Annotated in this window: 14 protein-coding genes, 1 tRNA gene and 1 riboswitch; of the genes, 7 read left to right on the plus strand and 8 right to left on the minus strand. The window is 58.5% G+C overall.

Features of this window, described 5'->3' with window-relative positions; translation table 11 throughout:
- Nucleotides 1-220 precede the first annotated feature (220 nt).
- The 5 genes from rstA (at nucleotide 221) to G5306_RS08125 (ending at nucleotide 5952) form a co-directional block, all read left to right on the plus strand.
- The gene (gene rstA, locus G5306_RS08105; protein ID WP_021230547.1) at nucleotides 221-931 is read left to right on the plus strand and encodes a two-component system response regulator RstA; all 711 of its coding nucleotides are present in this window, start codon (nucleotides 221-223) and stop codon (nucleotides 929-931) included.
- A 21-nt stretch (nucleotides 932-952) separates the two neighbouring features.
- A complete protein-coding gene (rstB, locus tag G5306_RS08110) occupies nucleotides 953-2278 on the plus strand; it encodes a two-component system sensor histidine kinase RstB (protein WP_421312697.1) in 1326 nt (441 codons plus the stop codon).
- Nucleotides 2279-2332: 54 nt separating this feature from the next.
- Nucleotides 2333-2515 carry a hypothetical protein gene (locus G5306_RS08115; RefSeq protein ID WP_421312698.1) on the plus strand — a complete coding sequence of 61 codons (183 nt, stop codon included), beginning with the start codon at nucleotides 2333-2335 and terminating at the stop codon, nucleotides 2513-2515.
- 153 nt (nucleotides 2516-2668) lie between these two features.
- Entirely contained in the window at nucleotides 2669-5218 is a 2550-nt protein-coding gene (gene mprF / locus G5306_RS08120; protein WP_421312699.1) for a bifunctional lysylphosphatidylglycerol flippase/synthetase MprF, read from the plus strand.
- 11 nt (nucleotides 5219-5229) lie between these two features.
- Nucleotides 5230-5952 (plus strand): AcvB/VirJ family lysyl-phosphatidylglycerol hydrolase, encoded by a 723-nt coding sequence (locus G5306_RS08125; protein WP_421312700.1) that lies wholly within the window; start codon nucleotides 5230-5232, stop codon nucleotides 5950-5952.
- A gap of 286 nt (nucleotides 5953-6238) precedes the next feature.
- Here the strand turns inward: G5306_RS08125 and G5306_RS08130 are convergent.
- A tRNA-Ser gene (locus tag G5306_RS08130) sits at nucleotides 6239-6326 on the minus strand.
- Nucleotides 6327-6461: 135 nt separating this feature from the next.
- A complete protein-coding gene (locus G5306_RS08135; RefSeq protein ID WP_005337119.1) occupies nucleotides 6462-6917 on the minus strand; it encodes a YbjN domain-containing protein in 456 nt (151 codons plus the stop codon).
- Nucleotides 6918-7075: 158 nt separating this feature from the next.
- Between G5306_RS08135 and G5306_RS08140 the strand changes: the two genes are divergently transcribed.
- Nucleotides 7076-8413 (plus strand): flavohemoglobin expression-modulating QEGLA motif protein, encoded by a 1338-nt coding sequence (locus G5306_RS08140; protein ID WP_421312701.1) that lies wholly within the window; start codon nucleotides 7076-7078, stop codon nucleotides 8411-8413.
- A gap of 80 nt (nucleotides 8414-8493) precedes the next feature.
- Here G5306_RS08140 and G5306_RS08145 read toward each other — a convergent pair whose 3' ends face one another.
- Together G5306_RS08145 and G5306_RS08150 are read right to left on the minus strand one after the other, a co-directional pair.
- On the minus strand, nucleotides 8494-9075 hold the full coding sequence (locus tag G5306_RS08145; RefSeq protein WP_005337121.1) for a thymidine kinase: 582 nt from the start codon (nucleotides 9073-9075) through the stop codon (nucleotides 8494-8496).
- Nucleotides 9076-9166: 91 nt separating this feature from the next.
- Nucleotides 9167-10747 (minus strand): Na+/H+ antiporter NhaC family protein, encoded by a 1581-nt coding sequence (locus tag G5306_RS08150; RefSeq protein WP_421206536.1) that lies wholly within the window; start codon nucleotides 10745-10747, stop codon nucleotides 9167-9169.
- Between the two features lie 88 nt (nucleotides 10748-10835).
- A riboswitch (Lysine riboswitch) is annotated at nucleotides 10836-11007 on the minus strand.
- A gap of 302 nt (nucleotides 11008-11309) precedes the next feature.
- On the opposite strand from G5306_RS08150, the gene G5306_RS08155 reads away from it, so the two are divergent.
- Nucleotides 11310-11714: an H-NS family nucleoid-associated regulatory protein gene (locus G5306_RS08155; protein WP_279490670.1), complete on the plus strand. Its 405-nt coding sequence runs from the start codon at nucleotides 11310-11312 to the stop codon at nucleotides 11712-11714.
- Nucleotides 11715-11783: 69 nt separating this feature from the next.
- Here the strand turns inward: G5306_RS08155 and G5306_RS08160 are convergent, their stop codons facing one another.
- From G5306_RS08160 to queC, 4 genes are all read right to left on the minus strand, one after another.
- Nucleotides 11784-12359, minus strand: a complete 576-nt coding sequence (locus G5306_RS08160; protein WP_106844486.1) for a cob(I)yrinic acid a,c-diamide adenosyltransferase — start codon at nucleotides 12357-12359, stop codon at nucleotides 11784-11786.
- Nucleotides 12356-12586, minus strand: a complete 231-nt coding sequence (locus G5306_RS08165; protein ID WP_005337126.1) for a DUF3820 family protein — start codon at nucleotides 12584-12586, stop codon at nucleotides 12356-12358. Before G5306_RS08165 ends, G5306_RS08160 begins: the two co-directional genes overlap by 4 nt.
- Nucleotide 12587: 1 nt before the next feature.
- Nucleotides 12588-13259 (minus strand): 7-carboxy-7-deazaguanine synthase QueE, encoded by a 672-nt coding sequence (gene queE, locus G5306_RS08170; RefSeq protein ID WP_421312702.1) that lies wholly within the window; start codon nucleotides 13257-13259, stop codon nucleotides 12588-12590.
- A 61-nt stretch (nucleotides 13260-13320) separates the two neighbouring features.
- Nucleotides 13321-14028, minus strand: coding sequence for a 7-cyano-7-deazaguanine synthase QueC (queC, locus tag G5306_RS08175; protein ID WP_005359893.1), 708 nt, complete (start codon nucleotides 14026-14028; stop codon nucleotides 13321-13323).

A 14028-nucleotide genomic window follows, 5' to 3' on the forward strand; every position in this document is an offset into this window, starting at 1 on the left:
TGTTTTGCGATCGACTGTGCCATGCCTTGTCTGCAAGGCCATCATCCTCTAGATCGATAAACGCGGCTCCGCCCATTTGTCACGATTCGCGCCTCCTCATCGATACACACAGCCACACTCCCCCACACATCAGCCTGCCCGGTTCTTTTTCTGTATTTCCCAAGCGCCATTGATATGCTGATCGCTCTTCTTCTCTCCTGCTTTCCGTTGGAGCTTTTCTATGCAACGCATTCTTTTTGTCGAAGATGATCCCGAGATTGGCCAACTCATCAGCAGTTGGCTCGGTCGCCACGATATGGACGTGATCCTCGAGCCCAGAGGGGATATGGCGCTGGCTCGGGTCGAGGCCGAACAGCCCGATCTGGTGCTGCTCGATATCATGTTGCCGGGGCAGGATGGCATGTCCCTCTGTCGGGATCTGCGGCCGCGCTTCGACGGCCCCATCGTAATGCTCACCTCGCTGGATAGCGACATGAACCAGATCCTGAGTCTGGAGCTGGGCGCCAACGACTACATCCTTAAAACCACCCCGCCCCCCGTGCTACTGGCCAGACTGAGGGTGCAGTTTCGCCAGCACCAGCAAGCATCAACCCAACCGGCAGCCACCAGCAGCGTTCCCCAGCAACTGCAATTTGGTCGGCTGCGGGTGGATGGCCCGGGGCGAGATGTGCGCCTCGATGGCGAGAGCATTGCTCTCTCGACCGCCGACTTTGATCTGCTGTGGGAGCTCGCCTGCCACGCGGGCCAAATCTTGAGTCGGGAAGCCCTCTTTCGCAGCTTGCGCGGCCGGGAGTACGACGGTCAGGATCGCAGCATGGATGTGGCCATCTCCCGCCTGCGCCGCAAACTGGGTGATAACCCCGACAACCCGACCCGGATCAAGACGGTGCGCCAGAAAGGCTACCTCTTCGTCCCCCACGCCTGGGAATAACCCTCTTTCGGGAGCACCGCCATGCGCCGTCTCTTTATCCAGTTCTATCTGTTGCTGATCGGCTGCTTCACCTTGGCCATCCTGCTGGTTGGCGTGGTCTATCAGGTGACCGCCGAACGGGCGGGTGATCGCTATCTCGAACGCATGATGCAGGGCTCTCTTGGCCTGTTGACCGGCGAGTTGGCAAGAACCCCGCCAGAGCGCTGGCCCGATCGGCTGGCCGAGCAGAGCAGTCAGTTTACCCTCCCCCTCAAGATCGGCGAGCTGGTGCGCCAGCCCTTGGCCAGCGAGGATCAGGCCTTTCTGGCCGCTGGCAATATTGTCATCGTCGAGGAAGATGACACCTTCCTGCAGCGCATCCCCGATACCGATCGGGTGCTGATTGTCGGCCCGGTTCCCTATCTCTCCTACCTGCACGAGCTGCACTGGGTCGATGTGGGACTGCTGCTGCTGATCGGCCTCTCTCTCGGCCTACCCATCCTTCTGTGGCTGCGTCCCCACTGGCGCGGCTTGCAACAGTTGGAGCAAACCGCACGTCGCGTAGGTGATGGGGATCTCTCCTGCCGAACCAATCTGCCACCGGGCAGCAGTCTGGCCCGGGTGGGACGCACCTTCGATCAAATGGCGACCCAATTGCAGGCCATGATTGCCAGCCGCAAGCAACTGACCGATGCCATCGCCCACGAGTTGCGCACCCCGCTGGTCCGGTTGCGCTATCGGCTTACCATGCTCGATCCTGCCCCTGCCGAGCAGGAGCAGCAGGCGCTGGAGCGGGATCTGGGGGCGCTGGACGCCCTGATCGAAGAGATGCTCACTTACGCCAAGCTGGATAGACCCGAACTGCCGCTGCAGCAAGACGAGCTGGAGCTCAGCCACTGGGCACAAGCGCATCTCGGCGACTGGCAAGCGCTGGCCCCCGAAAAGAAGCTCACCCTCGATCTGCCGCCACGTCACATGCCCTGGTGCGGCGATCAGCGTCTGCTGACGCGCGCGGTGGAGAACCTCATCGGCAATGCCCTGCGCTACGCCGAGAGCGAGGTTACCCTCTCCATCTCGCGGCTGCAGGAGAACTATCTGCTGGAGGTGAGCGACGATGGACCGGGGATCGATCCGGCGCTGGCGCCCCAGATCTTCGAGCCGTTCGTGCGCCTTGATCAGAGCCGGGATCGTCGCACCGGCGGCACCGGGCTGGGGTTGGCCATCGTGCGCAGCATTGCTCGTCATCACGGGGGCGATGTGGCGCTGCTGGCCAGTGACCACGGCGCCCGCTTCTGCCTAACCCTACCTGTACATTTGGATACAAACCGTCACCAACCGCTCACTGAAGGGTCGCAGCAACCGTCATAGGATGACTGTCATGGAGAACGCTCCATAACATCCACCCGAATAAGGAAATTGAACATGAAAAAGATCATTCCCCTGACCCTGGCTGCCGTCTTCGCCCTCACCTCCGGTTTGACCATGGCGGCCACCCCGACCAAGACAGCCACACCGCAGGCGACCCAGACCAAGGTGGTGAAAAAACACCATAAAGCCACCCACGCCAAGACCCCTGCCGTCAAAGTTGCACCGAAAACCAAGTGATCCAACTGGTCACTTGATAGCACCAAGGGAGGCTGACGCCTCCCTTTCCATCTCTTCCCGAAATTTTCCTGACGAGCGCCTCCCTCGTCCAAACCGGATCCACGACCCGGCTCCCCCTTTGCGGGAAACGGTCAATGACCACAGGAACATGGCATGTGGCGTCATCTGCTTAAATGGCTCGGCCCCTTGTGCAGCTTGCTGCTGCTCGGCACCGCACTGACCGTGCTGTATCACCTGACCCAGACATGGCACTGGCACGATATTCGTGTGGCCATCTGGTCCCAACCCCTGCCGCGACTGGCGGGCGCCCTGTTGCTGACCCTGCTCAGTTATAGTTGCCTCTGCAGCTATGACATGCTGGCGCTCCATGCGCTGGGCAAGCGCCTTCCCTGGCAACAGGTCAGCATCACCTCCTTTATCGCCTACACCTTCTCCAACACCCTGGGATTTGCCCTGCTGACCGGCACCTCGGTACGCTATCGCCTCTACTCCGCACTGGGGCTCGCCACCGGGGAAGTGGCCCGCGTGGTGCTGTTCTGCTCCATCACCTTCTTCCTCGGCCTGCTGGCGTGGGGAGGTGGCGCCCTACTGACCTGCGATGTATCACAGTTGCTGCCTGACTGGCCGCAATGGGCAGATACCCTGCTCAAGCTGGCGGGCATGATGGCTCTGCTGTTGGTGGCCTGCTACCTCTGCTGGCCCACACACCGTCTCTCCTGGCGCGAACACACCCTGATCCTGCCCGGCTTCAAGGTTCGTCTGTTGCAACTGTTGGTCGCGCTGGCCGACTGGATGGCCGCCGCCGCAGTGCTGTTTGTGCTGTTGCCTGCAGATAGCGTCCCCTACCCCGTGCTGCTCAGTGCCTTCGTGCTGGCCAGCTTCCTCGGGGTACTGGCCCACGTGCCGGGCGGGATTGGGGTGTTCGAAGCGAGCATGAGCCTGCTGCTGGCCCACTACCTGCAGGCCGACAAGCTGCTCGCCTCGCTGCTACTCTACCGCTGCATCTATTACCTGCTTCCCTTTCTCTGTGCCTTGCTGCTCTTTGCGAGTCAGGAGATGCTGCAACAAAAAGCGCGCTGGCAGCGGCTACAGGGGCTGATGAGCGTGGTGCGCGAATTTCTGCCTGCCCTTATCAGCATGGGCACCTTCGCCGCCGGCAGCCTGCTGCTCTGCTCGGGGATGATCCCGACCATGCGCAGCCACATCGAGGTGTGGCTGCAGGTGTTGCCGCTCCATCTGCTGGAGCTCTCCCACGTGCTCGGCAGCGTGAGCGGTATCCTCCTGATCCTGCTGGCGCGCAGCCTCTATCGCCGTCACGACGCCGCGTTTCGCATCACCCAGCTGCTGCTGGCTCTGGGTATCGCCTTCTCCCTGCTCAAGGGCGGTGACTGGGAGTCTGCCCTACTGCTCGGCAGCGTCCTGCTCATCATGACCCCCTGCCGTTCTCTCTTCTATCGCAAGGGGTCGCTGCTCTATCCCCAGTACACCCCGGGCTGGCTCATTTCAGTCGGCGCCGTGCTGCTGGGAGCGCTGTGGCTGCTGCTCTTCTCCTACCGTCAGGTGGAGTATGACCACGCCCTCTGGTTCCACTTCTCGCCCCACGGCGGGGCTGCCCGCGGCCTGCGCGCCATGGGGAGCGTGGTGGCCGTGCTGGCCGTGGCCGGGGTTGCCCAGCTGCTTGCGCCGCTGCGCGTAGTCGGTGAAAAACCGGACAAGGAGACGCTGGCGCGCGCTCACGAGCTGGTGGTGCGCGAAGGGGGGATCCACGGCTATCTGGCCCAGTTGCAGGACAAGTCCCTGTTGTTCCACCCCGCCGGTGACGCCTTTCTGATGTATGGCATAGAGGGTAACAGCTGGATTGTGATGGGGGATCCCGTCGGTCGCCCCGAGCAGATCGAAGAGCTGCTCTGGCAATTTCGCGAGCGGTGCGACGAGCACGACGCCAACCCGGTCTTTTATCAGGTCTCTGCCCGCTATCTTCCGCTCTATCTGGAGCTGGGGCTGATCCCCTTCAAGCTCGGTGAAGAGGCGATGGTCGATCTGGCTACCTTCGATCTGGCGGGCAGCCGCCTGCGCAACCTGCGCCAGAGCCACGCCAAGGGCAAGCGGGAAGGGTTGACCTTCGAGGTAGTCGAGGCAAGTACCGTGCCCCCCCTGCTGCCCAGATTGCAGACCGTCTCCGATACCTGGCTGCAGAGCAAGATGGGCAAGGAGAAGGGCTTCTCGGTCGGCCGTTTCGAGCCAGACTACCTGACCTTGAGCCCGGCTGCGCTGGTGTGGCACGAAGGGCAAATCGTTGGCTTTGCCAACCTCTGGGTGAGCGATAACAAAGAGATGCTCTCCATCGATCTGATGCGCTACAGCCTGGATACCGGTACTGCCCCCATCATGGATTTTCTCTTTGTCGAGCTGCTGCTGTGGGGCAAGGCGCAAGGGTACGCCAGCTTCAATCTGGGGATGGCCCCCATGTCCGGCTTCAACGATCACCCGCTCAACAGCTACTGGGCCCGCCTTGGCAATACCCTGTTTGTGCGTGGCAGCCGTTTTTACAACTTCCAGGGGCTCAGACGCTACAAGGAGAAATTTTCGCCCCGCTGGGAACCCCGCTACCTGCTCTGCAGCAGCAAGCTGGTACTGCCCAGAACCCTGACTCACCTGATCACCCTGATTAGCCGCGGCCCGTTGGGGCTGATCAAGAAATAGGAGCATGGCCAATGAGAGCCTTGATTTTGCTGTTACTCAGTCTCGTACTGCCCGTTTCGTCTTTTGCGGCGCACGCCGCCCCGGTCAAGGATGACCTGAGCCTGATTGAGCTGCCGGTCAAGCAGCCATCCGACGCCCCCATTGTGATCTTTCTCAGCGGCGATGGTGGCTGGGCGGCCCTCGACAAGGGGTTAAGCGCCCAGTTTCAGCTGCACGGCATGCCGGTCGTGGGCTGGAGCTCCCTCACCTACTACTGGAAGAAAAAAACCCCGGAGCAGGTGACCGCCGATCTGGAGCAGATCCTCGATGATTATCAGGCTCGCTGGCAGCGCCCCCGCTGGCTGCTGGTCGGTTTCTCGTTTGGTGCCGAGATTGTCCCCTTCGTCATCAACCGGCTGCCGGAGCACTATCGTCAGCGGCTGGTCGGGGCCGTGATGCTCTCCCCCTCCACCAGCTCGGATTTCGAGATCCACGTCAGCGATATGTTGACTCACAAGGCCCGCAGCTACCCGACCGAACCGCAGGTGAAGACCATCCGCGACCTGCCGATGCTCTGCCTGCAAGGAGCCGATGACGATGACGGCGACCGCCTCTGCCCCCGTCTCAACCAACCCAACGTCACCAGCATCACCCTGCCGGGAGGACATCATTTTGACGATAACTACCCCCAGCTCTATCAGGCCATCACCAAGCATCTGAACCTGCTCCCGGATCCGCTGACTGTGGAGCATTAACCGGTATCACCACGGAATGCCTTTTAAGTACCGAGCAGGGCAAATCAGCGAGCAATGAAAAGGGCCTCTCTTGCGAGAGGCCCTTTAACTGAATTCGACAGCAAGTTTGACAGGATCAGGCTTGGGTTCGGCAGCAAGATCACTCCGGCTGTTCATTCCAATTGGCCAATCGGCTCAACCAGATGCTGGGCTATCAACAATGAGGATTTGCAGTCCTATGCTGACAACCGCTCTGGATTGCGCCATAAAACAAAAGCCCTGATGTTTCCATCAGGGCTTTGCAATGTGGCGGTGAGGGAGGGATTCGAACCCTCGATACGTTGCCGTATACACACTTTCCAGGCGTGCTCCTTCAGCCACTCGGACACCTCACCAAATTTTTGTCTGTGGGTTTAACGTGTTCAGCCAACACGGTGCTCACTGCGCTGTTGCGCTGGAACGGGGCGTAATTTAGGGGAAAGCCCCACCCGCGTCAATGGCTTTTTTCACATGACGAACCGTTCGAACACTTAATGCACAGATTCCGGTGCGACCTGGATTTCCGGCAGGTTGAGGAAGCCGGAACGTTCGCATTCGGCAACCAGTTCGTGGGTTGCGGCGATGGTGCTTTGCACGAACAGCAGGAACTGCTCGACGCTGAGTCCGGCCTTGGTAAAGACGGTGTGGCCGACCACCAGCCGCGGCAGGTTGTCATCGATGATATCGAGGAACACCTTGAGGGAGGGGTACTGCATATTGAGTCGGCCCAGTTCGGCAACCAGCGGCAGCATTGCGGAGGGGCGCACTTCCAGCTCGGAGGAGAACAGCAGGCCTTCCTCTTCCACGAAGATCCGGCTCTCCTGAATACCATCGACCGACTGCAAAGAGACAATGTGGATACCGTGACACTGGTCGCAGACATAGTGCTCGATACGAGCCTGTTGCAACCAACGCATTATCATTTCGGAGCTGGGGATATTCATCATTTCCACGACAAGATTGGGATCAAGGGGCGCAGTCTAAACCAATTTGCTATCAACAAAAAGCACGCCAACCCGATAACCCTGTGGCTCGCTTCTTTTTGGCAAGCGCTATGCATATACTCAGCCAAATCCACGATGACGCTTGCCCCACAGGGGGCCCCATGACTATCCAAGAAAAGTATCGCCTTCATCTGAAATCACTCTCGGATGAGCTGCTCACCCTGCAAAAACCCATCCGCATTCTGGATGCCATCAAATGGCCACGCCATCTGCAGGATCGCTTTCTGGCAAGCGGTGGCAGGGAGCTGCCCGCTATCGACAGGCACTTCTATGATGCCCTCCCCCTCGGCTTCGATCCGCGCAACAAGTATCTGGAGCTCAAGGAGCTGCGGGACCGGATCCGCAGAAAGTTGGGGCCACAGGACGATCTTGGCCGGATCCTGCAAGAGACGGTTGATCAGTACATGGTGGTGATCGAGATGCTGCGCCAGCGCGGCCAACCCGATTTTCAGCGTTACAGCCAGCTGCTTTATGGCTCTGCCAGCGATCACCTGCGCGGGGATCGCAAGACTCTCAAGGAGCTGGGCGCCCGCCTGTGCGATATCTTCTCCCTGCCCGGCGCCCGCCATCTGGTGCGCCCCTACCCCAAGGAGTTCGAAGGAGAAGCCGCGGTCGCCAAACTGCAGGGCAAGCTGTCGAGCTACTTCAGTGACGGCACTGTGCAGGTAAAGCTGAGCGATGGGATTGTCTCCGATGCCGCGGCCGGGGGCGACTACATCAAGCTCAACTCCCACGCCCATTTCTCCGAGCTGGACTTGCAGGTGTTGGAGGTACACGAGGGGTGGGTCCATGTCGGCACCACCCTCAACGGTCGCCAGCAGCCCTATGCCACCTGGCTGAGCGCTGGTTCACCGCGGATCACCGCCTGTCAGGAGGGGCTGGCCGTCCTGATAGAGACCCTCACCTTCAGCTCCTTTCCGGATCGGGCCAAGCGTATCTCCGATCGGGTGATGGCCATCGACATGGCCGAGCGCGGCGCCGATTTTATCGAGGTGTTTCAGCACTTCGTGCAGCAGGGCACCAGCGAGCACGACGCCTACAAGATCACCCAGCGGGTCTTTCGTGGCGGCATGGTGGGCGGCGGCGCCTGCTTTACCAAGGATCTCTCCTACGTGCGTGGCTATGTGGAGACGGTCAACTTTATCCGCAGCGCCGTACTGGAAGGGGTGCCCGAGATCCTGCCGATGCTGTTTGTCGGCAAGGTGACGCTGGATGACATTCCGGTGCTCTATCAGCACTATCTGGAGGGGCTGATTGCCGCTCCCCGCTATTTGCCGCCGATGTTTCGCGATCTCACCGGCCTCTATGTCTGGTTCGGTTTTGCCTCCGGCATGTCACTGGTCGATATAGGCCGGGTGCAGCACCATTTTCGCCAGCTGTTTCAACGCCTGCCGGTGGCCGACCCCATCATTGCGCCGGTGGATATCGAGATCGACTGAACCACAGCGATACAAGTTGGGGAAAATAAAAAGGGCGCCAGATTGGCACCCTTCTCGACTATTCAGATATCGCAGCCGACTTACTTGTAGGCCCGACCTTCGAGATAGTGTTTGCGACAGAGCGACACATAGCGATCGTTGCCGCCGATCTCCACCTGTTCGCCATCACGCATCACCTGACCCGCTTCGTTGACCCGGGAGTTCATGTGAGCCTTGTTGCCGCACCAGCAGATGCTCTTCAGCTCTTCAAACTTGTCGGCCAGACAGAGCAGATGGTATGAGCCCGGGAACAGCTCGCCGCGAAAATCGGTCTTGAGGCCATAGGCCATCACCGGAATATCCTGCTCATCGACGATGCGGGCCAGCTGGTAGACCTGCTCACGGGTCAGGAACTGGGCCTCGTCCACGATAAAGACATCGATATGTTTCTTCGCATGACGCTCTTTCACCATTTCAAACAGATCACAGCTGTCGCTGAACACGTCCACCTTCAGTTCAAGACCTACCCGGGCACTGATCACCCCGACCCCGAAACGGTCATCGATGGCTGGCGTCATCGCCAGAGGATGCATGCCCCGCTCCAGATAGTTGAAGTGCGCCTGAATGAGCTGGGTGGATTTGCCTGAATTCATGGTGGCAAATTTGTAGTGCAGTGAAGCCATGATACTGTTCCGAAACTGAATTTATGGGGCGCATGCTAACCAAAGCCCCTGACAAAACCAAGGGGCCCGCGGGCCCCTTGCTCTATAAATGTTACGCGGTGGCCAGCGCTGGCCGCGCTTTGGCCTTTTTCAGGTGATAGCTGGTAAAGAGCACAAACCAGAGGGCACTGACACTGAAACCGGCCAGGCTGGAGTGCATCAAGCCCATCGCCAGGTAACCGATGGCCGCACCGAAGGCAATGGCCAGTGCATAAGGCAGCTGGGTCATCACGTGATCGATGTGATGGCAACCGGCACCGGTGGCAGAGAGGATGCTGGTGCTGGAGATGGGCGAGCTATGATCCCCGAACACCGAGCCAGCCAGTACCGCGGCCAGCATCGGCAACATCAGGCTGATGTCGCTGGCGGCAGCCATGTCGCCGGCCAGTGGCAGCATGATGCCGAAGGTTCCCCAGCTGGTGCCGGTGGCAAACGCCATAGCACAGGAGAGGATAAAGACCACGGCAGGCAGCACTTCGATCGGCAGGTTGCCGTTAGCCAGCGAAGCCAGGTACTTGCCAGTCTCCACATCACGCACCACGGCACCTATGGTCCAGGCGAACAGCAGGATGTTGATGGCCGGCAGCATGGCCATGACGCCTTGTGGCGCGGCCTTGATCCAGTTCTTGGCACCCAGCTTCAGACGCATCGCCAGACCGATGGAGACCACCAGACTGCACAGGGCACCGTAGACCAGCGAAGAGCCGACGTTGGTGTTTTCGAACGAGCCGAGCACGCTGAACGGCAGCCCTTTCTCGCTCAGCACCGCAGCACCGGAATCAATCATGAAATAGATGGTGGCCGCAGTCAGGGTCAGGATCGGCAATACCATGTCGATCATGCCGCCGTTGCTCTCTTCCGGGCTCTCCATATCCAGACCGATGGGGCGGCCCTTGGACTCATCCCACAGCTTGCCTTCCAGCGCCCACGCTTCGTGTTGACGCATCGGGCCGATATCGAGCTGACAGGCGATCACCACCAGCACCATGATCAGGGTGAAGACGGCGTAAAGGTTCATCGGGATCATCTCGACAAACGCCGCGATGGGGCTCTGTTCGGTCAGACCGTGTGCCGCCATGATGCCGCCAACCAGGGCGATGATATAAGCCCCCCAGGAGGAGATGGGCATCAGCACGCAGACCGGCGCCGCGGTGGAGTCCAGCAGATAGGCCAGTTTGGCACGAGAGATCTGGAAGCGGTCGGTCACCGGACGGCAGATGGCCCCCACCGACAGGCTGTGGAAGAAGTCATCGATAAAGAAGGCAAACACCATCATGCCAGTCAGGGCTTTGGCGCCCTTGCGGGTCTTGGCACGACGCTCGGCCCACTCGGCAAAGGCACGGGTCGCCCCGGAGACGCTCATCAGGCTGATGAGGCCACCCAGCAGCAGCATAAACAGGATCATGTTGACATTGTCACGATTGAGCGCGCCATCGACCCAGAAGATCTTGAGCACGGTATTCAACATGTAATGCAGGGATTCGAGGGGTGAAAACTGATTGAGCAGCAAACTGCCGGTGACGATGCCCACACCAAGGGACAGCAGCACGCGGCGGGTCATGATCGCCAGCGCGACAGCCAACAGGGGGGGAAGAACGGACCAACCGGAGTCGGCGAAATGACTAATGTCCATGATCTCTTTGCACCTAAAGATTACAGGTGGAGATCTACCGAGAGGATCTAAAGAAACAAAACCTATGGGGAGGTTATACTCCTCAGCCCCTTCAGGTAGCGCTCCATAGTGGATGACTATGGCAGTCCTGCACCTATTAGATGCAGAACCAGCAGCCCGGTATGATGGCCTGGCCACTTCGGCGCTGACTCCTTTCCTTGTGCATCACAGGCATCACCCTCCGCACAAATACTCATAGGCAGCGCGCCTCTACTTAAAGGTATTCGCCGCACATTTTATCGAGATGGCAGCTTATAGCAAGTTTTTTGATTAAATAATCATAATAAACAAATCAAGGTCGGAAAATGGTAGTCAAATGATGCAACAACGCCAACTTTGACGCTATTTTCACCTACTGCGGCTTCATTGGCATCCAATCACCAAGCCTATTGCAGGCCATATTAAATATCTGTATTGATGTTCCCCACGGATATAATATTTAACCCGGCTTGACTTATTTAAATCACCAAGCAAGAATCAGCTGGAACATAATATTTTTCTCTGACTCGACGTGGTAACTCCTATGAATGAATTTTTAAAGGTACTGCTTAATATCCGCAGTCTGCGTGCGACCTGCCGCGAGCTTTCTCTGGAACAACTGGAAGAGGCACTGGAAAAACTCTCTACTATCGTTGCTGAACGTCAGCAAGATGAAGCTGCCGAGCGTCAGGCCCGTGAAGAGCATCTGCGGAAAATTAACGAATATAGCGAAATGCTGAAAGCCGCCGGTATTGACCCGGCAGAATTGGTAAGCGCTGTCGCTACCAACCCCGGCAAATCAGAAAAAGGCAAGCGGGCGCCACGTCCGGCCAAATATCGCTATCAGGATAATGGCGTAGAGAAAACCTGGACCGGCCAGGGCCGTATGCCTTCGGTCATTGCCAGCGCAGTGGCAGCAGGCAAATCACTGGAAGACTTTGCTATCTGATCTCAATCTCGTTGCTAATAAAAAACCTCGCCAAGGCGAGGTTTTTTATTGCCGCTTAAACGTGAAATATCAGATAGCTGATTGCGGGCGATCTGCTGCCTTGACCCACAGCACTTCACGCTCCCCTGCCACGCAGATGAGATAGCGGGCAACGGTAAAGAACCAGTCACTCATCCGGTTCAGATAGGGCAGCACCTCGGGATTGACCCGCTCTTCCCGGCTCAATGTCAGCAGCAAGCGCTCGCAATGACGCACCAGAGTGCGCACCACATGCGCTTGCGCCGCAGCACGGGAACCACCGGGCAATATAAATTGGCGCAGCGGTGGCAATGGCTCACTATAACGATCTATCTGCTGTTCAAGGCGAGTTGTCCAAGCGGCATTAACCTGCCAAATCGATTCATTCTGGGCGTCGCTGGAGAATGCCAACTCGCCCCCCAGATCAAACAACTCCTGTTGCAACAGCTGTAAATCAGCCAATAAGCCGACCTCTTGCGATGGGACGTCACAAATCAACAAACCAATATGGGAGTTGAGCTCATCGATATAACCGTAGGTCTCGACCCGCAAATGATCCTTGGGCAATGGGATACCATCGGCCAGCCGGGTCATGCCCTTGTCGCCCTGCCTCGTATATATTCTCATACCGACATCCTGTTAATAATGGGAATAATCATGGACTCGAGTCCATTGAGTTTGATTTCGTAAGCCAACGCTAGCGTCTGGCCCAATTTACCCGCCGGAAAACCGCTGCGCGCCATCCACACCAGATAGGGCTCGGGAATATCGATGATACGTCGACCCTGATATTTACCGTAAGGCATCTTGTTGGTCAGGGTCAGCAGTACCTGTTCGTCGGATAGCCAATCCATATTAATCGATATCCAGATATTTATGAGTCTGGATTGAGAGTCGCCAGTTACGCGCGATACAGGTATCCATCGCCAATTGGGTGGCCCGTGGTTTCTGGCTGATCGGCTGCAAGGCAATGACCACGTCCGGGCGCAGGGTAGCGGTAGCGAGCAGCGCATCCAGCTCTTCAATATGGTGCTCGGTGGCCACCGGATGCTTGATCTCGTTGGCCCGCTCCAGCGCCGAGACCAGCACAGGCAGCCCCCCTTTCATACCGATCTTGGGGGAGACGGTTACCCAAGTCTGCTCATGAGTCTTGATCTCGCTGGTGCCACTGGTTTCAATCTGCACCTGATAACCCGCCGCCAGTAATACTGACGAGAGTTCGTGCAGATCGTAGAGGCAGGGTTCCCCACCGGTGATCACCACATGGCGTGCCTGATAACCCAGATCGCCAAAGCTCTTGATAATCTGCGCGGTGCTGAGTTGGCTCCAGCAATCGGATTCGTTGGAACCATCCAGTACCGCCGCCTTACCCACTTCACGAGCCGGATCAACAACCCAGGTATGACGGGTATCGCACCAGGGGCAGCCCACCGGGCAACCCTGCAGGCGAACAAAGATGGCGGGCAGGCCGGTAAAGATGCCCTCCCCCTGGATGGTCTGGAAAATCTCGTTGATTGGGTAGTGCATCTCGATCACGGCTTGTTGCAAAAGTCGCGGATTATACCCCAAGCCACGGCAAGACGCAGGCTCACTCTGCGCTTTTCTCGCCCAGCCCGGTTTTCTCAAACAGTCTGGCCATGATACCCGCCTTGTCGGCCAGATAGTTGTTCAGACCGCGACTGCGCAGTTCACACGCAGGACACGTGCCGCAACCGTCACCGGCAATGCCGTTGTAGCAGGTCAGGGTCTGCTGGCGCACCGTGTCGAGGTGACCATAGTGATCCGCCAGTGCCCAGGTTTCGGCCTTGTCGAGCCACATCAAGGGAGTTTCAAAACGGATGCCGCGATCCAGCCCCAGCGACACCGCCTGATTGAGGGCCTTGACAAACTCGTCACGGCAATCGGGATAGCCGGAGAAGTCGGTCTCGCAGACACCGGTGATCACCGCTTCGGCGCCCACCTGATAGGCATAGATGGAAGCCAGGGTCAGGAACAGGATATTGCGACCCGGCACGAAGGTGTTGGGTAGGCCATTATCCTGCAGCTCGCAGCTGACCGGGATGTCGTCACGGGTCAGGGCAGAGACCGCCAGCTCATTGAGCAGCGTCACATCCATCACCTTGTGGGCGGCGATCCCCAGAGCACTGCCCAGACGACGCGCGGTGTCGATCTCTTCCCGATGGCGCTGGCCATAGTCGAAGGTGATGGCGTGCACTTCATCATACCGGGCCAATGCCTGTACCAGACAGGTGGTGCTGTCCTGACCGCCACTGAAAACCACGACTGCTTTTTTCAT

This window comes from Aeromonas sp. 603404, from assembly GCF_049171775.1.
Lineage (GTDB): Bacteria > Pseudomonadota > Gammaproteobacteria > Enterobacterales > Aeromonadaceae > Aeromonas > Aeromonas veronii_A.